The sequence below is a fragment of the Mucilaginibacter sp. P4_G9 genome, from assembly GCF_056400985.1.
In genome coordinates this window covers 1-21,256 of sequence record NZ_JBFUKF010000055.1, presented here as the reverse complement: position 1 = coordinate 21,256, position 21,256 = coordinate 1, and the positions used below count along the sequence as shown (strand labels likewise).

Sequence of the window (21,256 nt, the reverse complement as noted above, 5' to 3'; positions counted from 1 at the left end):
ATGTTACGTAATGGCCTGGCATCAAAGGCAATATCATCCCTTATCCGTTTTAAATCCTGTGGGTTTGGCCCCCGGAAACCGCCCAAAACAAAACTGTTACCGGGCTCAAAGTTGTAATAATAACCGCCACGGCGGTATTTGGTGGCACGCCGGAAACCACCGCTCCAGTTGGTTTTAAACGGGGTTTTATCTTTGGAAAAACGGATGTCGCGGTAGATGCGGTGCAGGCCTTTTTTACCTGCAGGCGTTTCGATAACATCATGTGTTTGAAGGTCTTTCAACAGGGCGCCGGCAAAGTGCTCCACCAGGCCGAGCTCGTTTTGATAAGCATCCTTATGTGTTGCAAACCACTCGCGGTTATTGTTAGCTGCCAGCATGCGCATAAAATCAAGGCAGGAAGCGGGCAGCATAGGATAAGTTACCAGGCTCATCGCGCTAAACTAAGGATTTACGTTTTAAAGTGAGCACTGCTATCTCTGGCCAGATGCCCACGCGCCCCTTAAGGCCGAGGAACCCAAAGCCCCGGTTAACATATAGGTAAAGACCGCTTTTTTGGTAAAGGCCCGCCCATTGTTTGTAAACATATTTGATCGGGCTCCATTTAAAGCCGAATAATTCAAAGCCGAACTGCATACCATGCGTGTGACCAGCCAGCGTAAGGTGGATTGGCTGGTGATGGCCAAGCGTTACTGCGTCCCAATGCGAAGGGTCATGCGACATCAGTATTTTGAAGGCGTTGTCGGGCACGTTGGCTGTAGCCTTTTTGAGATCGCCATATTTATGAAAACCACCCTTTCCCCAGTTTTCGACACCGATCAACGCTACAGACTGGTCATCCTTCTGAATTGGCATAGACTCGTTAAGGAGCAATTGAAACCCGATTTCCTGGTGCACCTGCTTCAGGCGGTTTAGGTTGGCTTGTTGCGCCGCCTTATTTTCCCATTGTATGTAATCGCCATAATCATGGTTACCAAGTACCGAGTATTTGCCATAAGGTGCTTCCAATTCGGCGAAAGCCGGTATCCATGGATCCATTTCGGTCGCCGTGTTGTTAACCAGGTCGCCGGTAAAAAGGATCAGGTCGCTGTTTTGCGCGTTAACCAGGTCAAGTCCTTTTTGCACCCCTCGCCTATCACTGAAACTGCCGGAATGAATATCAGATAACTGGGTAATGGTAAAACCGTCAAAGGTTTCGGGCAGATCATCAAAATAAAGGGTCTCCCGCCGAACTTTATAGTAATGACGCCCACGCGTAATGCCAAACAGCAATAGACCGAAAAGCACCGCGGCTAAGATCAGCACAAACTCACTTACAGCATAGCTGCGCGGCGGGAAGCCCCGGAACACGCGGGTGAAATCTTCGAGCACCATAACTATGGAGCCCACCAGCTTGGGTACAAAAGAGAGCAGCATCAGCGCCATCAGCCAGGATACGAGTTTGGTTTTCCTGGTCATCACACTAAATAAGATAGTACCCGCCAGTAAGGCGTCAAATAACCAGTAGGCCAGGTATAGAAAGGAGTTTTGAGTCAGCGTTTCAACTGCCGTAAAAAAGTAAGTATCAATTATCAGCCATAGCAGTACAATGGCAAGGATTCGTTTCTTCATATATAGCTAAGACGAGCAGGTGCCTGAAACATTTCAAAGACACAAACATAATGGCGCTAAGATGACAAAATGTTATTTTCGCAAAGATCACTCAGTATCGTCGTTATGGCTTTTTCCTGTCGCTTTATATCCACAGAGGTTGGGCATAGGGTTAAGGTGTTAGTTCGATCCAGACGGGGCAATGATCGCTGGTCTTTTCCCAGCCGCGCACATGGCGGTCTACACCGGCAGCTTTAAGCCGGTTTTTTAATTTTGGACTGAGCAGGAAATGATCAATCCGCAGACCCGCGTCACGTCCGTAGGCATTACGGAAATAATCATAAAAGGTATAGATCGTTTCGGTAGGATATAATTTCCGGATGGCATCGGTCCAGCCCTGCGTCAACAGGCCATGGAAAGCTGCACGGGTTTCGGGGCGGAACAGGGCATCGTCGAGCCAGCGCTCGGGCTTATAAACATCCTGCTCGGTGGGCATCACGTTATAATCGCCGCATAAAACTACCGGTATTTCCTGGTTAAGCAGATCCAGGGCATGAGCGGCCAGGCGGTCAAACCATTGCAACTTATAGTCAAACTTGGGTCCTGGTGCCGGGTTACCGTTAGGCAGATAGAGGCAGCCGATCATCACACCATTCACCATGGCTTCGATATAGCGGCTGTGCAGATCTTCAGGATCGCCGGGTAATGCACGCCTGGATTCCTGGATATCGCCATTACGGGATAAAATCGCCACGCCGTTCCAGCTTTTCTGTCCATGCCAAATGGCCTTATAACCGGCATCATTGATCGCCTGTTCGGGGAATTTTTCCTGTGGCGCTTTGAGTTCCTGCAGACAAACAACATCCGGCGCGGTTTCTGCCAGCCAGCGGAGTAACACGGGTAGGCGTCCATTAACGCCGTTAACATTKTAGGTAGCTATTTTCATTTCACATGATTCAACAGAAAACTAAGTTAAAAAATCAATTGCTATTCTCAATTAATTTTCAATCGTAATCATGCGGCGCAACCTTAAAGGGCTGCTTTTTCAGATGAATGATATTTTAGCATTTTAATAATGAGGCGTGAGGATGGATTCGAACCACCGTAAAGGGTTTTGCAGACCCCCGCCTAAGCCACTCGGCCACTCCGCCTTTTTAAAAAGCGACCATAAAAGGTAGCTACCTAAATATGGCCGCTTACCTGTTTCTAATTTACATCAAACCATAATTTTGTGGTAAGCACATCAGCGCCCTGGCTGGCCACCGCCGCTTTATAGTTATTACCGTTTAATGATTGCTCGGTACCGGGATAAATAAACCTTAATGGCAATTTGCCACTCAAAGTACCGGCTACAGCGGGCTGTAATTGCGGATAATCAAGCCTGCGCCACTCGGCAAAGGCTTCCAGGCCCTGGCCAAAAAGCGCTATCCATTTTTGTTCGCCTATTGATTTTTTGTAGTTGGTGGCATCGTATTGCACGGCAGGCAGGGCTGTGTAAGTAGTAATATCCGCATCGGCAATGCTGTATTGCTTTAGCGAGGCGGTTACCGCCTGTTTGTATAAACCGGCTGCATCGCCGGTAATAAAGCCACGTGCAACAGCTTCGGCCTGGTCAAACAAGGTTTCGGCATAGCTGATGATCACCGCCGGGGCATGCGGCGCCAAAAAGTAAGTTCCCGGTTTTGATGTTTTGGCAAAGCCCAGATTACTGGCATCACCAACCAGTAAACCATTAGGTATACCAACGTAGGTTTGCGGCGTGGCATCTTTGGTTGGGCTGGCATACACCTTCAGTCGGGGATCATTTAGCGCAACCAGTTTATCTACAATAGTTTTACTGATGCGATAGTCATCCCGGGTATCAAACAAATTGCTGATAGGGTTCTGGTTTGGCGAATCTACATAAGTAAACTGCGCGGTTTCGGTATTGGCACTGATGTAGGCGCCGCCTTCGATCTGGATATCTGCCAAAACCTGTTTAGCTTTCGCGGGTTCCCTATCGGCAATGCGTAAGGCGATGYGCAGGCGCAGCGAGTTGGCAAACTTTTTCCACAGGGCTATATTGTTGCCATAAATAACATCGCCTGCAATAGCCTTACCTGACGGATCAAGCGCTGTTTGGGCGGCTTTTAAATCATCCAGCAGTGCAAAATAAACGTCCTTTTGGCTATCATAAGCCGGTGTAAGGTACTGATCGATATTGGCTGCCTGTTTATAAGGGATATTGCCATAAGCTTCGGTAAGCAAGGTAAACACCCACGAACGCAGTACCAGCGCTACGCCCTTGTAATTGGTATTGCCTTGCGCGTCGCCCAGTTTGATGATCTGGTTAAGGTTTACTATACTTTTTGAATAACCAACCGTCCACAATTCCTGGAAAGCGCTGTTACTGTATATATACCTATCGGGATCGGTATATTGAATTTTGGCCCAGTATTGCACAAATAGCAAGCTGGCATCCATGTTATTGGCTGTACCCCAGTAAGTATCGGCAGTAGCCTTTGTGGCCGCTGTAAGTAAGTAATCTGGCTGCGCGGTTTGCGCAGCATTAGGATTTTGATTGATCTCAACCAAATCTTTTTTGCAGGATGCAACTGATAGCAAAAGTGCACCTGACAATAATATAGCTGTATATTTAAGTTTCATGATCATTAGAATTTAAGGTTGATATTAAAACCGATGTTGCGTACGGTTGGCAGGGTAAGGTCTTCCAGGCCCTGGCCATTGCCATTGTTGAAGGCAGTTTCCGGATCGATATTAGGTGCATTTTTATGGATGATCCACAGGTTGCGCCCAACGATAGAAAAGGTAGCCGATTGAAGGCCAACACCCTTAACCCACTTAGATGGAAAAGTGTAACCCAACTTTACCTCGCGCAGTTTAATATAGGAGGCATCATATACAAATGCTTCATCAACATTTGTAAACCCCTTGTAGTAGGATTGCGCAGGTAATATGGTAGTATTAGCTGTCCCATCAGCCTTTACGCCTTTAAATATCACCCCATCATGATAAACAGTTTCGCCATTAGGGGCGCTACCTGCCTGCACAGCCGTTGCGGAGGTATTATTACCCGGATAGTAATAACTTAAACCTCCATTTGCGGCACCACGCCCCGGCAATGTTGATGCCAGTACACCAGTGTAGGTACCGGTACGGTTGGTGTTTGAGTAAATAGAACCACCAAAGCGTGCGTCAACCAAAACACCCAGGTTAATACCTTTATAGGTAAAACTGTTATTGATACTACCCAGCCAATTTGGTGTAAATTTCCCCAGGTATTGCTTGGCGGGGTTAATAACCGGTGTTCCATTAGCTCCAATAACTATCTGCCCGGATGAATTACGGGTATAAGCGTTGCCAAACAAGGTGCCATAAGGCTGACCAACAGCAGCCAGTACCTGTACTGTACGATCGGTACCCAGGATGTAACTTTGTAAACGGCCTTCGGCATCAAGCGAAACTACCTTACTCCGGTTAAGGGAATAATTGGTAGTAATATCCCAGGTAAAATCTTTTGATTTTATTGGGGTTAAACCCAGCTGAACTTCTAAACCTTTGTTGTTGATCTTGCCACCATTGATCAGCTTTTGACTGTAACCGGTAGATGGGCTTACATCAACCTTTATAATCTGGTTTACACTATTGGTGTTGTACACGCTCACATCCAAATGTACCCTGTCCTGAAAAAAACCTAATTCAAATCCAGCCTCAGCAGATGTTGTGGTTTCGGGTTTCAGATTTGGGTTCAGATCTACACTGTTTGCGCTTTGTTGCGGATTTGTGTTAAAAGGAGCCGTAAAATCATAAACGTTGATCAGTTGGTATGGTGTGGTTGCCTTACCCACTTTTGACCATCCGCCTCTTAATTTAGCGTAGGTAAGCACGTTGCTCTTAATATCCAGCGCCTCTGATAATATTAAGCTACCATTTACAGATGGGTAGAAATAAGACAAGTTAGCCGCCGGCAAAGTTGATGACCAGTCGTTACGGCCTGTAAGGTTAATAAACGCGTAATTTTTATAACCCAATTGTGCCGATGCAAAATAACTATACGTTTTCAGCTTGCCGTAGTCATTTGATGACACCAGCGGATCGCGCGAATTTTTGAGTGTATATAAACCAGCAACTGCCAACTTGGGTGCCACCTGGTCGTTTTGCTCATTTACTATGGTGCTGATATTACCACCGCCCAATACATCTAATGAGAAATCATTACTAAGTTTTTTGGTGTATTGCAGGCGGGCTTCGGTATTGGTTTCGTTTACGCTATAGGCATCTTCCTCGTACGAACCAAACGGTGTTCCGTTGGTACCATAGGCTACTTTTATTTTACGACGGTCGTTATAATAATCAGTACCGGTACGGAAATTGGCCGATAAACCTTCGATGATCTTATAGTTTAACTCAACACTTCCAATAATTCGGTTCTTGTGTTGTCCAACTGTGTTTTCATAAGCCAGCCAGTAAGGGTTGCTATAATAGCTGTTGTTCCAGTTAAAAGTATTGCCATTGGCATCCTTATAGTTTTTCAATTGATTAATATCAACCTGGCGGCCAAACCAGGTGAACTGCAGCATAGTACTGGTAGCTCTTCTGCCACCTGCCCCAGGCAGGTTATCTGCATCATCTTTGATGTAATTTGCAATGGTAGTTATTGTTAATTTAGGGCTAAGCCTGAAGGTAGAGTTCAGTAAAAACGAATTTCTGCCCTGTGATGTATTGGGAATAACTCCAGTTTGATGCAGGTTGTTGTAGGATAGGCGGTAATCAGCCTTATCACTACTCCCGGATAGCGCTATACCATTATTAAGGGTTACACCCGTTTTAAAAAAATCCTTTACATTATTGGGGTGCGCCACAAATGGCACAGCCTGCCCATTTGAATAAAACTGTGGAATAAGTGAACCGTCAAGAGCCGGACCCCAGCTTTCGTCGACACCATCATTTACGCCACCACCTTTGCCATCCACATAGCTGAACTTACCGTTTGAACCCTGACCATACTGATTTTGGTAATCCGGCAAAACCTGCAGATTGGAGAAACTTGTATTTGAATTAATACTGATCCCCAATCCTTTTGAACTTTTACCAGTTTTGGTTTTAATAAGGATAACACCCGCAGCAGCCCGGTATCCATAAAGCGCCGCCGCGTTTGGGCCCTTGAGTACGCTTACAGATTCAATATCCTCGGAGTTAAGATCGGCTATGGCATTGGCAAAATCCCTTGAACCATTTGTACCCAGGAACTGGGAATTATCAACAATAGTACCATCTACCACAAATAATGGCTGATTATTACCTGCGATAGAGGTTTCGCCACGGATTATGATGCGGGATGATCCCATATCACCCTGGCTGTTGGTAACCTGTACACCTGCAATTTTACCTGCCAGCGCGTTTACCAGGTTGGTCTCCTTTGCCTCAGAGATGTCTTTTGATTTTAATCCCTGAACAGAATAACCCAGTGATTTCTTGTCTTTAGAAATATTAAGCGCCGTGATTACTACCTCGTTAAGGGAATTAGGAGCATCCTGTAATATGACCTGTAAATTGGTTTCATTTTGCCTTACCGTTATCTCCTGTGTTGCAAAACCTATATAGGTAATCTTCAATACATCGTTAACATTGGCTGAGATGTTGAACTTGCCATCAGCATTGGTTTGAGCACCGGTTGTGCTACCCTTAACAGAGATATTAACACCAGGCAATGGCAGGCCGTCTGACTTGGCGGTTACCACCCCACCTATTTTAACAGATTGCGCCGCAACCGTTTGGATGAGAAAAAAGGGCAACAGGATTGCCAGTAAAAATTTGTAATTTTTTAACATGATGGTTAATGATTAATTAGTTTTTGTTGCCGGCACAGCGAAGCCAGTCAGCAGCGTTTTTGGCAAAACAATCCCCGCTGGATACTTTATAGTGCCGGTAAATTCATTATTGATTGTGTTGGTTATAAGCAAATGCTGCGAGCTGCAGCAGGCATAGGGCTAATAACCGTTGCCATTAAGTTAACAGCAACAACGCATACACTGCATATACAGGTAAACAGATGCGGAGGAAAATGATACCAATTTGCTGGCAGGGGGTACGTTTTGGAAAGGTGCTCTTGTTGTTTTCATAACAATTTGATATATAGATGGTAACAGGGTCAGTTTAAATACAGAGTTAAAATCACTATTTAGCTTTAAGCCTTTATTTAGTTTACAGATGCAGTTTTATTGTTAACCAGCACATCTACTGCTTTTAGCATCGATGCAAATTCCTGTGTGTCATACAAACGGGTGAGGTAAACAATCTTCCCATCTTTATCGATAACTACATTGCGGGTTACCCCGCTTTTTTTATTGGCAAAACGACCAAAAATATTAGCCCCCGGATCAAGCGCCAATGGGTAGCTGATCTTCATTTCCTGTTGAAAGTGCTGTACCTTTTCAAGGGGTTCATCGCGGTCTACCCCTATCAGGATCAGACCATTGTCTTTGTAGGCTTGCCATATTTCCTTTTCAAGATGAGGCATTTCCTGGCGGCATACACTGCACCAGCTGGCAGTAAACTGCAGGATAACTACTTTGCCACGCAACTCTTTTAATGACATTTTACTGCCATCGGCCAATACCAGTTCAAAATCGGCAGGGGCCTGGTCGCCAACTTTTACAATATAGCCACGGTCAACAGATGCACTATCGGCTGGTTTTGCCGTTTGTGCGCCGGCAAGCAGTGCGCTTATTAAAAACGAACAGGTAATTAGTAGATGTTTAATATTCATAGTTGTAAATTTTAACGCCTATTTTATGCAGGCAGAAATTTTCAGAAATCTAACTAAACAGGAAATTTTGGAGAGAAAGGCACAATGACCAGCCATAAGCTGCGCAATAATTTGCGGATATTATCTTTTCCGCTTTTTACGGCGGACAGGAATTAGCACCTTTATAACAATGGGCTTACAGGTTGCTAAGACATCATCGGGCCTTTCCCTCAGTCTTTCTTGATAATTAAATTAAAGAACTTATTGATATTTCGCCTGCAAATGTAGAAATATATTCTACTAAATACATAGATATTGTATAATTTAATTGTCATTTATTTACAACACTGGCACCAGCCTGTAGTATCTCGTTATTTTGCGTCCCTTCAATACCTTATTACCCCCCTCCGGGCGCCGCGCTATGAATCTGCCACGCTCCTTTTAAGCTCCTTTCAACCACCTTTCGAACTCCGCGATAATTATTAGATTTTAGGATAAATTTTAACAAACTATATACTACTATTAATGTACTATTATTGAGGAATGTGCAAAAAGTAAGTAAGTAAATGGAAGTTGAACCGGGAAACAAAATGGACAGCGGATCCGGCGGCATTTTTCGGATGCCGGGCGCCCCTCCCAGCTACTGGCTTACGCGCTTTGTCATCCTCCGGCTGCTGGGGGTGGTGTATGCTGTTGCCTTCCTGGTGGCCATCAACCAGATAGTACCTTTGATCGGTTCTCATGGGCTCCTTCCCCTGGAAATTTACCTGAAGCAGGTGAGCGCCGCCCTGGGGTCGGCGGGGGCGGGGTTTGTGCGGCTGCCGTCGCTCTTCTGGCTTTGGCATTCTGACACCGCGCTATTAACTGCCGCCTGGATCGGGTTTGTGCTGTCATGCGTAGTAGTGGCGGGCTACGCCAATGCGCCGCTGCTTGCTGTACTCTGGTTTCTGTACATGTCGTTTGTTCACCTGGGGCAGGATTGGTATGGATACGGTTGGGAGATCCAACTTAACGAAACCGGCTTTCTCGCTATCTTCCTCTGTCCGCTCTTCAGTTTGCGCCCTTTTCCGCGGTATGCGCCTCCCCTGCCCATTATCATTTTATTCCGTTGGCTCACCTTCCGCATTATGCTGGGTTCGGGGTTGATCAAATACCGGGGGGATGAAATATGGCGTAACGGCACTGCCCTCTATTACCATTTCGAAACGCAGCCCATTCCCGGGCCGCTGAGCCGGTGGTTTCATTTTTTGCCGCGGATAATGCTGAAGACCGGCATCTGGTTCAATTGGCTTGGCGAGCTGATAGCACCATGGTTCGTATTCGGGCCAAAGGTTGCGCGTCATATAGCGGGATCGGTGATCGTGTTATTCCAGGTCAGCATTATACTTAGCGGTAACCTTTCTTTTTTAAACTGGCTTACCATTATTCCGGCTTTGGCTTGTTTGGATGACAGCTTCTGGGCCAGGGTTCTTCCCCCCATACTCGTTCGTAAGGCGGAAGCGGCGGCTGAGGGTGCCGAAGAATCCAAACCTATGCTCACCACCTCCTGGGTAGTTGCCGGCTTAATTGCCATCCTGAGCATCCAGCCTGCATTGAACCTGCTATCCCCGGGGCAGGTTATGAACTCGTCCTTCGACCCGCTTGACCTGGTAAATACCTATGGCGCATTCGGATCTGTGGGGCGGGAACGTTTGAACGTGGTATTTGAAGGAACGACGGACCAGGTACCCGACGATAAAGCCAACTGGAAACCCTACATCTACAAAGGCCTGCCGGTGTTGCTTAACAAGCCGTCGCCGCAAATAGCGCCCTACCAGTTACGTTTAGACTGGCAAATGTGGTTTGCCGCCATGTCGACCGCAGATCAATATCCGTGGACCTATAACCTGGTATGGAAGCTCCTTCATAACGATCCCGGTGCAATAAGTTTGTTTGCGGGCAACCCCTTCCCCACCGGGCCGCCGCGGTATATCCGGGCTGTGTTGTATCGTTATACATTCGCGAAGCCGGGCAATCCCCAGGGCCTTTGGTGGAATCGCGAGCAGATTAGCCTATGGATTTCGGCACTTTCAGCAAATGATCCGCGCCTGGTGGAATATGTGAAAGGTATGGGATGGACGCCGTGAATTGCTTTTTCTATCCAGAAGATGGTTTGCCTTCCTAATACTTTACTTATGGATTATCCCTTACCTTATTCATACAAATCACCTTCAATATTTTTGCTTTTTTATGATTGTTTTATCAAATCAGAAATTGGTAGTCGTGTCATTTAATATTTTCAATAATAGCTATAATTAGTCATTGCCTGATAAAAGTTCAAAGCCTAACTTTCATTAATTATTTTAATGTTAATGAGCAGCTTACGCGAGGTTAAAGGCCGGGTATTCACCAATTAATGAATAATGTTTATGCTTAGCCAAGAAGAAAAAGACAAAATAGAACTTGTTGAACGATTCCGAAACGGGATCGTTGAGAAATTAAAGTCCAAAACAAGCTCTGATCGCATAGAACATGCGATTAAAATATTGCAAGGCATAGCCATTATCGGAGGCATAGCAGGAACATATATTGCCTATAAACAGCAAAACGAAAATAAGGAACTACAGGAAAAACAAAGTATAGAACAAACAGCCAAGGAGTTTAGAAAGGGCTTTTATGACAAGCAGTTTTTATTTTATACAGAGGCGCTGGAAGCAACATCAACCCTCGCCACTGAAAAGATCTTTTCTGAAGAATACAGCCTTGCAAAGAAGAAGTTTTACAGGTTATTTTGGGGGCGCTTATCAATGGTAGAGGATAAGACGGTAGAAATGCATATGATGAAATTTAGCCGTCTTTTATCGTCCTATGAACAACCGGATCCTGAAATAAGCCAATCAGACTTGCAGCAGTCCTCATTAGATTTAGCTCATGCAGCGAGGCTTTATACCCTAAATGTGTGGCTGGACAGTGTTGAGAGAAAAAATTACAACCCGTACTGAACCGGCAAAGCGCTGACGTGAACAGGGTTCCTTAATCGTTGAAACAAATACTCGTTTTAAATCCAATATCCTACAATTATGATCACAACAGAACAACTCATTGCCAGGTACGGCGAACCCAATCCCCAGGGGACACCTTACTTAACTAAACTAACCCTTCTCTACCCAATGGTTCTTTCCTGGGAAAAACAGACGGTAATACATTCTTTTACCTGTCACAACCTCATTAAGGATAATCTCGACGCAGTTTTCAATGATATCCTGAGCCAATATGGCATTGACCAAATTAAAGCGCTCGGCATTGACCGCTATGGAGGCTGCTTTAATTACAGAAAAATGCGGAATGGTACCAGTTTAAGCCGCCATTCCTGGGGCGTAGCTGTGGACCTTGACCCGGACAGGAATCTTTTAAATGAAAACCATACGACTGCACGATTTGCAAGGCCTGAATATGCCCCGATGATTGACATCTTTTACAACCATGGCTTCAAATCACTGGGGCGTGAAAAGGATTACGATTGGATGCATTTCGAAATCGGATCATAAGATCTTTAATTTCTTAAATATCCAGTTATCAAAATCCCATAAGGTTGGTGTTTCTGGCTGAACAACAATCATTTTATCGAACTGTTTCACCTGCGGTAACACAACAAAAAATCGACCTTATTCATCAATATCCCGTTAGGGCAGGATTGGTATGCCGCGCCGAAGATTACATCTATTCAAGCGCATCTAATTATGCTGGTATTGATGGGATTATTGATGTTGATTGTTTGTTTTAGTTAGCCTGTAGCCGGAGACTACAGGCATAGTGGTTCGGAGACTTCGAATAGTGGAGATGACAGGCCGTGCGCAAGAATCCTACTGTCGAATCGGTCCAAAAAAATCCATATCTTTAATATCTATTCATTGAAAATAATATCAAGCCTTTACCCGTGACCGATAACCTACTTTATTTCCCCTATATCAACGTACCGAAAACGAACTGGACGACTATCAGTGTGCTTTATTGGGATAATGTCGGTGCTATCGTTCCTGATATCTACAAGGATCATCCTAACAGACTGGAGAACAACATGCTGGAACTGGTCGAGGCGGAATTGATACAACAGATATTCCCTTATCATTATACATATGACATCCCAAACTTCGATCAGGCATTCCTTGACCTCACAGATACTGCTGAATTCGACTTGACCGCCAGACAAAATGACTTCGCTCAAGGCAGGGGCAGCCGGGTGCATATCCAAAAATTCAGTGAGAATCTATTGAGAGAACTTGAACGGAGAAGGATCATCAGACGTGAAAATCATGAATGGTACTATGTAGAACATCAGACAGCCAGGATATTCATGACCTATCTGGCCACGGTCATCTCGAAGGTCGAAGGATTCACGCCCGCCACCGATAATACCAGAAATATTGATCTTCGTCCGGACCGAAACGCATTTCCATATCATCGATTATCGACACGGAACAGATTCCTGAATGAACTGATTCCATATCCGCTGGCAGCAAGCGCTTATCAGCTCAAGACCTTCAAGGAAGAATATTACGATCAATTGAAGAATTTCAGGAACAGACTGGAACAGACCATCATCGAGATAGTTAACATCCAAGGCAAAGAGGCGCGGGAGATATACTATCAGTTGAAACTCAGAGAGATATTGGAACGCAGGGATGAGATCTTCGCCCGCCTCGGCGAATCAAGACTCGGTCAGATCACCTTCGGTACCTTGTTCGGTCTTACCGCGGCGGGAATCGGTTTTGACGCCGGACATCCGCTGCTCGGCTCCTTTGCGCTGGGCAATGCCATTTACTCCGCTTTTCAGGGATATGACCGACAAGAACTGCTCAATGGCGATATTTCCTACCTGGCATTGATCGATAAAAAGTTCGGAGGTGGCCGCTAAGTACATATATTGTTCAGCCTATGGTCGGCATATTCGAGCCGACCAGAAATACCAGTTTTAGGAGCGACGGCCGTTCAAGGCTACCATATACAACCGTAAAGTATTTGAACAGAAATTAGACTACATTCCCTATAATCCGGTTAAAGCAGGTTTATGCCAATTCCCCGAAGAGTACCTGTATTCTTCGGCCCCTTATTATATCCTCAATACTGAAAATGACCTCATTACACACTACATGGAACATATATAAAGGCTGCCATACTATATAAGATGTCACTGGATATGATAAGCCAACTGGAAGTGGTGCGGTGAAAACACCGACCACAGGCTGAATAAAGACCCTTATTTTTTACCGGCCGGTGCCGAAGCTTACAAGCGTGATAACCCTAACGCTGTGGTTAAATTTTATAACACCGGTCATTTTGCCCTGGAAACAAACGCTAAAGAAATAGGACAGGATGTATTAAATTTTCTGAGCAGACTCCCTAAGTGACCGCGCCGTTTAATTGGCATGTGCCTGAAATTAAAACGCCGGAAACTTTGGCGTCCGGCGTTTTTTTCATGCTAAAAATTGAAGGTAGATGATAGTTTTTTACAGGTTAGTCATTTATATGCAATGCTTGTTGTACCTCTTTATAGTTTTTGAGATTGACAACGCTGAGTGTGTGTACGCCACCCGGAATTATAATATACCTGAATTGGTGTGCGTTTGATATGTTGCTGTAAGCATTGGTACTACTGGTTAAGCTTATCCTTACATTCCCAACTGTGCAAAGTGCCGACCATGTATCAAGGTTAGGAGTAGCGCCGCTCATATAATTAATTGCAATTGGTAAGGCACTCACCTGGTTAGTAGGCCATATAGCAGGATTATATCCATTAAGCCTGGCATATACCACTACTGCGCCATTGTCTAAAATAGCCTGGGTAATTTTAGAGGCAGCGATATCGGCTGTAAAGTTAATCGTGCCAAAAATGGTTGTTTTGGCATATGTAGCTGGGGTATACCAGTCAGAATATATTACATTAGCTGTTCCCGGGTCGCCTTTGGCTCCTTTTAGATTAATAGGTGAGGGCCATGCGCCACTTGCTTTGGGGCCGTAAAATAAATAATTAGTAGAATTTAAGTAATAATCTCCATCTGCCCCTAATGAAGATGCCGGTGCGATAGCGCCGCTATAAATTTTAGAGCCTGCGGTCCCTGCTGCTCCTGTAGCTCCTGCTGCTCCTGTAGCTCCAGCCGCTCCTGTAGCTCCCTTCAGGCTGGTGGCAGCTCCCCATCCTGAACTTGTTTTAGGGCCATAAAAATTGCTGTTAGAAACGTCAAGGTAGAAATCGCCTGTGGCTCCCTGCGTTGCTGCAGGGGTGCCTGTGCCAGAGTAAATTTTGGTACCATCAGCACCGGTTGCACCAACAGCGCCTGCGGCTCCGGTTGTGCCTGCAGTACCTGACGGCCCCGCGGGCCCTACAGCGCCATCTTTACCACAAGAGGTAAGAATTACAGTTGCAGTAATAAATGTGAAAATTAAATGATTAAAATGTTTCATGGTAGTTTGATGTTTTAATTGTTTGTTAAAATATAAAAGGCTTTTCCTTAGCCTTATCTTAAATCACATAGCAAAATAACAATGTATTTGTGCCTCAGGCACGAGTTTAACTACGTGATTATCATGCGGATATTACGCTTTTTTATCCAGCCTGTGGTCGGTGTTTTCACCGTACCACCTCCGGGATGCCCTTTAGCAACCCCAACCACTGAGCAAAACACCAAAGCAACTTTTCTATTTATTCCCTACATTAGGGAATAGTATTTTTCACAGCTACGTGTCTAAACTGGCAACCTTTGTCACAGCTGTAAACCACAAACAAATTATTATGAACCCTGTAGTCTGGAGACTACTGGTATAGTAGTTCGATTCTCCGAACGAACCGTCGGATCCGGGATATAATCTCCGGTTCCTGATGTTTTCATTATTGTGTGAATTAAATCCTGATCCCTTTCCCGGTTGCTCATACCGGGATACGGGATCAGGATCAATAATTACTTGATTAATCTATTGGCCTATTTTTGTCAAAAGGATATTTACTGAATCCGGTTTAGACAGGAACGGCGAATGGCTGGTATTTAACTGGTATACGTTTTTGATCCCGGCCGTAGCGATCATCCGAACCTGTAAACCTGGTGATATCACATGATCCTGCAGGGTTTTAATATATACTTTTTCAACCGATCCGAAATTGGCACCGGTCAATATGATCTTATTCGTAAAAGGAATTGCAGGTTCGGCGCGATAATTTTTTAATACCAGGCTTTTGATCGCCTCGGTTCCATCCTGGATAAAAATGCCGGTAATATTGTCGTGCACAACATCCAGTGTCAGCTGATCAGCCGATGGAACCAGGGATTTTCCCAATAGCGCATCAGGGTCGGTTTGTGCGAGATCTAACAGTGACTGGCCGGAAGCAGGCAGATAGGCCCCTATATAAACCAGCTTTTCTATTTTGGAAGGCACTTTTTCTGCGACTGCTGAAATAATCACACCTCCAAGACTGTGACCTACCAGTATTGCTTTTCCGTTTACTTTGGAAAGCGCTTCTATTACTTTGTCCCTGTAAACATCAATGCTTAAATTTTGCGGTGCGGTTTGGTCACTGCCGTGGCCCGGCAATTCAACCACTACTACATGATTACCTGCTTTCTCCAGGCTTGCCTTCACAGCGTCCCACACATACGGCGCCTGCCACGCACCGTGTACGAGCACATAAGTTTTCGTTTTAAAATTTTGATTGTTATCATCTTTTGAACATGCGGAAAACACTACTGTAAAGGATACTAATAACAGTAGTGATAATATTACTTTTTTCATTGTCTATGTTTTGCCTGATTGTACAGACAGGGCAAAACTATCCCTGAAATAGTGGGGAAACTTTAACCTGGGTTAAAATCGGTAGCGGATGCATCGAACAATAAAGTTCATTTATGCATCAGCCTTTTACGAATACGGCTCAGGGATGGCCCTTCAATTCCCAGATAAGAAGCTATATGGTAAAGTGGTACGGACTGCAGGATCTCCGGATGCTGCTTTAGCATTTCCAGGTAACGTTCTTCCGCTGTTTTAAACAGAAATCCCTCGGTATTGTGCATGATCGCATGGAGTGCAGATTCTGCAAAGATGCGCCCAAACCGCTCCCAGGCCGGTGAAGTGCTGTACAAATGCTGCAGATTATCGTAATGAATATACAGTATTTCTGAATCGGTCATCGACTCGGTATAATATTCGCAGCTGGTTTGGCTTAAGAAGCTTTTAAAAGAACTCATGAACTGGTTGTTGGTGAAAAACAGCATATTCCTYTCCACCCCTGTAGGCTCATGGTACTTATAGATCCTGAAAACACCCGACAACACAAAGCCCAAATACTTACATACGTTTTTGTACTCATTGTAAAATTCGCCCTTTCGGTAATCTTTCTCCTGCCAAAATGGCTTTGATATCGCAAAGTCATTTGCTGACATTCCGGAAATTCCTCTCACCATGTTTTCCAATCGCTCTATTTTTTCCATTTCTTTAATTTGAAACCTTCCGGCTGATGTCAATAAATAAAAATGGCTGCTGAATATTCAGGCAGCCATTTATCAATCACACTAAATCAAACAACTTATTCCTCAGACACCGGCTGAAGATGCCACATGTCCTCCGGGATAATATCTTTTAGCTGCTCGTACATCGCACCTCTGAATAAGCTGACCACGGGATATGGCTTGAAAGCCACTGATCTATACCTGATCTTCCCCTCCTCATTATCCACAATCAGCTCAAAACTGACCAACTTATGCCCATTGATCTTGCCTTCCCAGATCAGCACCGTCTCGTTATCCCGCTTAAATTCGTGCGTGAACCGACCGTCGCGGACTGATGTGGAAGTGAGCATAACCTGCGCCACCAGGTCTTTGCCCTTCACTTCCCTGGAAAATATCGGGCTCGAGAAAACCACATCATCTGCGAGCAGCGCTTTTAGTCCCGCTAATGTCGCACCGGGCGACTCTTTGAATTGCCTTAATGGATGTTTTTTCATTTTTATTTTGTAGCTGATGTTGTCTATTTAATGAGTTTCGGCAACATGTCCGTTAAGCTCACGTTTGAGGATGTCCATTAGCATTTTCATTTGCGAAATGTCCTGGGATACCCTGGCTACCAGGATTCCTCCCTCAATCATCGCATAGGCCTTCATCGCAAATTCTGTGTAGTTCCAGTCAGAATTAAATTCGCCGTCTTCAATCCCTTTTTCCAGGATATCCATCATGCCCTGCCTGACATCGCAGATAGTTTGATGCACCTTCTCCCGTATTACCGGACTGGTATCGTCGGCCTCCATGCCGAAATTCATCATGGGACAGCCTCCCTGGACCGGAGGATTCATCGGGTCGCTCAGGTAATCCAGCAGTCCAAAAAACTTATCTTTTGCACCCGTATACTTATCTGCCTCTGCTTTAAACTTATCCGTCAACTGGCGGAGGTTCCAGTCAACAGCGCAATGCGTCAGCTCCTCCTTGTTCTGGAAGTGTACATAGAGGCTGCCCTTGGCCATTTTCGTGGCCTCCATAATATCTGTTACCGCAGTTGCCGCTATCCCTTTGGTGTTAAAGATCGGAGCGGTCTTTTCAATGATAAACTGTCTTGTTCTTTCCGCTTTGTTCATTATCTGACTCTTAATACAAAAGCAAATGTACAATGAACGATTGTTCATTTTTGTCATTAATAAGTAAATATCAATTCCGACTATTCATAATGAACAATCGTTCATTTTATATTTGTCCCGTCGATCGTGGCTAGCATGAACGCATAATTATTAGTTTATAACACAGTACCCTCCGGATAGCCTGATCAACTATATGGCGGGCAAACACTTACTGATATGGAAAGAAAAGAATTTTTAAAACTTGGCTCAATTGCCGCCGCAGGGCTTACGCTGCTGCCAAAAAGCAAACTGTTAGCCGGCTCCGTCGGCACCTATACAGCCAGAACGGTGCCTACCAGCTTTGTCGATGTACAAGGCGTAAAATTTGCCTATCGCAGGTATGGTAAAAAAGGCGGGCTCCCGCTGGTATTTACCAATTACCTGACCGGCACTATGGATAACTGGGACCCGGCCGTCATTGATGGCTTTGCAAAGGACCGGGAAGTGATCATTTTCGACAATGCCGGCGTGGCTGCCTCAGCAGGCAAAACACCTGATACTATCGCCGAAATGGCAAAGGATGCCGCGGCATTTATTGATGCGCTTGGTCTGAAGAAAATCGACTTGTTCGGTTTTTCGATAGGCGGAATGGTCGCCCAGCAACTGACCTACGACCGTCCGGAACTCATTCGGAAACTGATCCTGTTGGGAACCGGCCCCCGCGGGGGTGAGCGGATGGCAGATTATTCGCCGCAGGTTTGGGCGCTGTTCAAAAAGCAGTACCCGCATCCTGATGAATTATTGCTGGATACATTTTTCACGCCGACTGCGAAAAGTCAGAAAGCCGGATGGGGTTATTTGAACAGGATCCGGGCGCGGGTTAAAAAAGATCCTGCGCTTACTGATAAAGTTGTGCCCGCACAGCTGGCAGCAATCTTCAGTTGGGGCAAACCTGCGGAAAACAGCTTTGACTACCTCAAAGAGATCAAACAGCCAACGCTGATCATACACGGAGACCAGGATATTATCTGTCCTACTGTTAACGCCCTGATCCTGAAAGAGCATCTGCCAGATGCCTCACTGATCGTTTATCCGGATGCTAATCATGCGCCGCATTACCAGTACCCCGCGCAATTCCTGCAACAGGTAAACGAGTTCCTTCAATAAGGCTGATTCAAATTAAACTTTTTAAATATAAAAATCATGAGTATTCACACCCATAATACTGCACCAACGCAGTTCGCAGATGTTAACGGCGTTTCATTCGCCTATCGCAGATTTGGAAAAGGCAGCGGCCTGCCTCTTGTATTTTTCCAGCATTTCACCGGAACTTTAGACAACTGGGACCCGGCTGTTCTTGATCCTCTTTCGGAAAAGCGGGAAGTCATCATTTTTGACACCAGGGGAATCGCTAAATCAGGTGGTGACCCAAAGCACAGTATTGCAGAAATTGCTAAAGATGCTGAAGATTTTATTGACGCCCTCGGGCTTAATAGAGTCGACCTGTTCGGCTTTTCCATGGGCAGCTTTGCGGCCCAGCAGGTAGCTGTTGATCGCCCCGAATTAGTTAACCGCATTATCCTGGTGGGCTCGGGCCCGAGAGGCGGCGAAGGATTGGAAACCTTCCTGCCAGAAGTATGGGCATTGTTCGACAAGCCCTACAATCAACCAGATGAGCTGTTGCTGGATACTTTCTTTTTACCAACGGAGAGCAGCCAGGCTGCCGGCCGGCAATTTTTGGAACGCATCAGGGCCAGAAAAGAGGACAGGGATATCGCCATAAGCGACAAGGTGGTACCGGCGCAGCTGGCAGCAATCGCGGAATGGGGAAAGAAAAGCGAAGGGTCATTTGATTACCTGCAAAAAATAAGCCATCCGGTACTGATAGTTAACGGTAAGCATGACATTATCTTTCCGACCATCAACTCTTATCTGCTGCAGCAAAACTTACCCAATGCGCAACTGATCCTATACCCGGATGCTAACCATGCTTCGCATTATCAATTTCATGAACATTTCGTGTTGCAGGCCAAATTATTCCTGGATGGTAATGCTTAATCAGTTTCCGGAAATCTGAACCGCCATTAAAAAAAAATTAAAATTGACCAGTAAGATCAAGGAGAACTTGCAGCAATTTTTTACTATAAAATATACCAAACGGTATTTTATTAAACAAACAGTTAGTAATTAATATTTAAATTATTCTTATGAGCAATCAGCAAAAATTTCTGGTTACAGGAGCAACAGGTTACACAGCAGGCTATGTAATACCCGAACTGCTAAAGAGAGGCGTACAGGTACGTGGCCTGGTACACAAAATTGACGAACGATCCAAAAAATTGGAAGAACAGGGCGTCGAAATTGTGCAAGGTGATATCAATGATTTTTATGCGATAAGCAGTGCGTTGCAAGGTATCACAGGGGTTTATTTTCTTTATCCGATCCTTACTCCGGGAATACTTGCCAGTACAAGTTATTTGATACAGGCTGCAAGGGAACAAGATGTTCGCAACATTGTAAATATGTCACAGATTTCTGCCCGCCGTGAGGCAAAAAGCAACGGTGCCAGGGACCATTGGGTTGCCGAGCGTATGCTGGACCTGTCAGGTCTTAAAGTCAGCCATATTCGTCCAACCTTCTTTGCCGAGTGGCTGATATACAGTGACACTATTAAAACACAGGATAAAGTGATCCTGCCATTTGGGGAAGGCCGTTATGCACCTATAGCAGCAGAAGATCAGGGACGGGTGATCGCAGAATTACTTTTAAACCCGGAAGGGCATGAAGGAAAGATCTATCCGCTTTACGGGCCGGTTGAGTACAACGTTTTTGGTCTTGCCGACATCTTGAGCGAAGAATTGAGCAGGAAAATTACTTATGACCCGATAAGTATCGAAACCTATCAGGCGGAAGCTCCTAAGCAAGGTTACCATCCGCACTTTATTCAGCATATATCAAGTGTGGCGCAAGACTGCCGGGACGGCGTGTTTGCGGGGACCAACTCAGCGGTAAAGGACATTACCGGTCGCGAGCCGTTGGGCATGCGGGAGTTTATCCGTAAACACCGAGCCTATTTCGAATAAGCTTTTCATTTGATATCCTTAGACTTTGATAACGACGAGCTTGTTTCTCGTCGTTATCAAATATTAAAATCTCAGGCGGTAACACCAACGCAACTTTTCTATTTATTCCTTACATTAGGGAATAGAATTTTTCACGGCTATGTGTCTAAACTGGCAACTTTTGCTACAGCCAGAAAGTCACAAACAAATCATTATGAACCCTGTAGTCTGGAGTCTACTGGTATGTAGAATTTGAAGTATGAAAGCCCATAAGACGAAGCGTTACTA

The 21,256-nt window shown here is 45.1% G+C and carries 18 protein-coding genes, 1 tRNA gene and 1 riboswitch; of the genes, 7 read left to right on the top strand and 12 right to left on the bottom strand.

Translation table 11 applies throughout. The features are described from left to right. The 7 genes from AC1DPZ_RS07610 to AC1DPZ_RS07580 form a co-directional block, all read right to left on the bottom strand. On the bottom strand, positions 1–431 hold a 431-nt coding region (locus AC1DPZ_RS07610), incomplete at its 3' end, for a DUF2461 domain-containing protein (RefSeq protein WP_477402360.1). A gap of 4 nt (positions 432–435) precedes the next feature. Then, positions 436–1,608: a metallophosphoesterase gene (locus AC1DPZ_RS07605; protein WP_477402359.1), complete on the bottom strand. Its 1,173-nt coding sequence runs from the start codon at positions 1,606–1,608 to the stop codon at positions 436–438. A 151-nt stretch (positions 1,609–1,759) separates the two neighbouring features. Beyond that, the gene (gene xth / locus AC1DPZ_RS07600; RefSeq protein WP_477402357.1) at positions 1,760–2,533 is read right to left on the bottom strand and encodes an exodeoxyribonuclease III; all 774 of its coding nucleotides are present in this window, start codon (positions 2,531–2,533) and stop codon (positions 1,760–1,762) included. Between the two features lie 132 nt (positions 2,534–2,665). Further along, positions 2,666–2,738, bottom strand: a tRNA-Cys gene (locus AC1DPZ_RS07595). 55 nt (positions 2,739–2,793) lie between these two features. Beyond that, on the bottom strand, positions 2,794–4,233 hold the full coding sequence (locus AC1DPZ_RS07590; protein ID WP_477402355.1) for a SusD/RagB family nutrient-binding outer membrane lipoprotein: 1,440 nt from the start codon (positions 4,231–4,233) through the stop codon (positions 2,794–2,796). 5 nt (positions 4,234–4,238) lie between these two features. Then, positions 4,239–7,418 carry a SusC/RagA family TonB-linked outer membrane protein gene (locus AC1DPZ_RS07585; RefSeq protein ID WP_477402353.1) on the bottom strand — a complete coding sequence of 1,060 codons (3,180 nt, stop codon included), beginning with the start codon at positions 7,416–7,418 and terminating at the stop codon, positions 4,239–4,241. A gap of 368 nt (positions 7,419–7,786) precedes the next feature. After that, on the bottom strand, positions 7,787–8,356 hold the full coding sequence (locus tag AC1DPZ_RS07580) for a TlpA family protein disulfide reductase (protein WP_477402351.1): 570 nt from the start codon (positions 8,354–8,356) through the stop codon (positions 7,787–7,789). A gap of 117 nt (positions 8,357–8,473) precedes the next feature. After that, positions 8,474–8,585, bottom strand: a riboswitch (SAM riboswitch). 526 nt (positions 8,586–9,111) lie between these two features. Here AC1DPZ_RS07580 and AC1DPZ_RS07575 point away from each other — a divergent pair. The 4 genes from AC1DPZ_RS07575 (at position 9,112) to AC1DPZ_RS07560 (ending at position 13,229) form a co-directional block, all read left to right on the top strand. After that, complete coding sequence (locus tag AC1DPZ_RS07575) at positions 9,112–10,461, top strand: lipase maturation factor family protein (protein ID WP_477402350.1); 1,350 nt, start codon at positions 9,112–9,114, stop codon at positions 10,459–10,461. A gap of 282 nt (positions 10,462–10,743) precedes the next feature. Further along, entirely contained in the window at positions 10,744–11,316 is a 573-nt protein-coding gene (locus AC1DPZ_RS07570) for a hypothetical protein (protein ID WP_477402349.1), read from the top strand. A gap of 78 nt (positions 11,317–11,394) precedes the next feature. Then, the gene (locus tag AC1DPZ_RS07565) at positions 11,395–11,862 is read left to right on the top strand and encodes a M15 family metallopeptidase (protein WP_477402348.1); all 468 of its coding nucleotides are present in this window, start codon (positions 11,395–11,397) and stop codon (positions 11,860–11,862) included. A gap of 389 nt (positions 11,863–12,251) precedes the next feature. Then, positions 12,252–13,229, top strand: coding sequence for a hypothetical protein (locus AC1DPZ_RS07560; protein ID WP_477402346.1), 978 nt, complete (start codon positions 12,252–12,254; stop codon positions 13,227–13,229). 599 nt (positions 13,230–13,828) lie between these two features. On the opposite strand, the gene AC1DPZ_RS07555 is transcribed toward AC1DPZ_RS07560, so the two are convergent. The 5 genes from AC1DPZ_RS07555 to AC1DPZ_RS07535 all read right to left on the bottom strand — a co-directional run bounded on the left by AC1DPZ_RS07555 (position 13,829) and on the right by AC1DPZ_RS07535 (position 17,927). Next, positions 13,829–14,776, bottom strand: coding sequence for a hypothetical protein (locus AC1DPZ_RS07555; protein WP_477402344.1), 948 nt, complete (start codon positions 14,774–14,776; stop codon positions 13,829–13,831). A 507-nt stretch (positions 14,777–15,283) separates the two neighbouring features. Then, on the bottom strand, positions 15,284–16,096 hold the full coding sequence (locus tag AC1DPZ_RS07550) for an alpha/beta fold hydrolase (RefSeq protein WP_477402343.1): 813 nt from the start codon (positions 16,094–16,096) through the stop codon (positions 15,284–15,286). Between the two features lie 107 nt (positions 16,097–16,203). Beyond that, positions 16,204–16,791 (bottom strand): Crp/Fnr family transcriptional regulator, encoded by a 588-nt coding sequence (locus AC1DPZ_RS07545; protein ID WP_477402342.1) that lies wholly within the window; start codon positions 16,789–16,791, stop codon positions 16,204–16,206. Between the two features lie 95 nt (positions 16,792–16,886). Continuing rightward, on the bottom strand, positions 16,887–17,303 hold the full coding sequence (locus tag AC1DPZ_RS07540) for a nuclear transport factor 2-like protein (protein WP_477402341.1): 417 nt from the start codon (positions 17,301–17,303) through the stop codon (positions 16,887–16,889). 27 nt (positions 17,304–17,330) lie between these two features. Beyond that, positions 17,331–17,927, bottom strand: a complete 597-nt coding sequence (locus AC1DPZ_RS07535; RefSeq protein WP_477402339.1) for a TetR/AcrR family transcriptional regulator — start codon at positions 17,925–17,927, stop codon at positions 17,331–17,333. Between the two features lie 216 nt (positions 17,928–18,143). On the opposite strand from AC1DPZ_RS07535, the gene AC1DPZ_RS07530 reads away from it, so the two are divergent. The 3 genes from AC1DPZ_RS07530 to AC1DPZ_RS07520 all read left to right on the top strand — a co-directional run bounded on the left by AC1DPZ_RS07530 (position 18,144) and on the right by AC1DPZ_RS07520 (position 20,989). Continuing rightward, on the top strand, positions 18,144–19,073 hold the full coding sequence (locus AC1DPZ_RS07530) for an alpha/beta fold hydrolase (RefSeq protein ID WP_477402338.1): 930 nt from the start codon (positions 18,144–18,146) through the stop codon (positions 19,071–19,073). 36 nt (positions 19,074–19,109) lie between these two features. After that, positions 19,110–19,964, top strand: coding sequence for an alpha/beta fold hydrolase (locus AC1DPZ_RS07525; RefSeq protein WP_477402336.1), 855 nt, complete (start codon positions 19,110–19,112; stop codon positions 19,962–19,964). Between the two features lie 149 nt (positions 19,965–20,113). After that, a complete protein-coding gene (locus AC1DPZ_RS07520) occupies positions 20,114–20,989 on the top strand; it encodes an NmrA family NAD(P)-binding protein (protein ID WP_477402334.1) in 876 nt (291 codons plus the stop codon). Positions 20,990–21,256 lie beyond the last annotated feature (267 nt).

Bases quoted from the DNA above. Each gene is read 5' to 3' on its own strand.
- AC1DPZ_RS07605 (WP_477402359.1), bottom strand. From the start codon at position 1,608: ATGAAGAAACGAATCCTTGCCATTGTACTGCTATGGCTGATAATTGAT.
- AC1DPZ_RS07585 (WP_477402353.1), bottom strand. From the start codon at position 7,418: ATGTTAAAAAATTACAAATTTTTACTGGCAATCCTGTTGCCCTTTTTT.
- AC1DPZ_RS07580 (WP_477402351.1), bottom strand. From the start codon at position 8,356: ATGAATATTAAACATCTACTAATTACCTGTTCGTTTTTAATAAGCGCA.
- AC1DPZ_RS07570 (WP_477402349.1), top strand. From the start codon at position 10,744: ATGCTTAGCCAAGAAGAAAAAGACAAAATAGAACTTGTTGAACGATTC.
- AC1DPZ_RS07565 (WP_477402348.1), top strand. From the start codon at position 11,395: ATGATCACAACAGAACAACTCATTGCCAGGTACGGCGAACCCAATCCC.
- AC1DPZ_RS07555 (WP_477402344.1), bottom strand. From the start codon at position 14,776: ATGAAACATTTTAATCATTTAATTTTCACATTTATTACTGCAACTGTA.
- AC1DPZ_RS07550 (WP_477402343.1), bottom strand. From the start codon at position 16,096: ATGAAAAAAGTAATATTATCACTACTGTTATTAGTATCCTTTACAGTA.
- AC1DPZ_RS07540 (WP_477402341.1), bottom strand. From the start codon at position 17,303: ATGAAAAAACATCCATTAAGGCAATTCAAAGAGTCGCCCGGTGCGACA.
- AC1DPZ_RS07535 (WP_477402339.1), bottom strand. From the start codon at position 17,927: ATGAACAAAGCGGAAAGAACAAGACAGTTTATCATTGAAAAGACCGCT.
- AC1DPZ_RS07530 (WP_477402338.1), top strand. From the start codon at position 18,144: ATGGAAAGAAAAGAATTTTTAAAACTTGGCTCAATTGCCGCCGCAGGG.
- AC1DPZ_RS07525 (WP_477402336.1), top strand. From the start codon at position 19,110: ATGAGTATTCACACCCATAATACTGCACCAACGCAGTTCGCAGATGTT.
- AC1DPZ_RS07520 (WP_477402334.1), top strand. From the start codon at position 20,114: ATGAGCAATCAGCAAAAATTTCTGGTTACAGGAGCAACAGGTTACACA.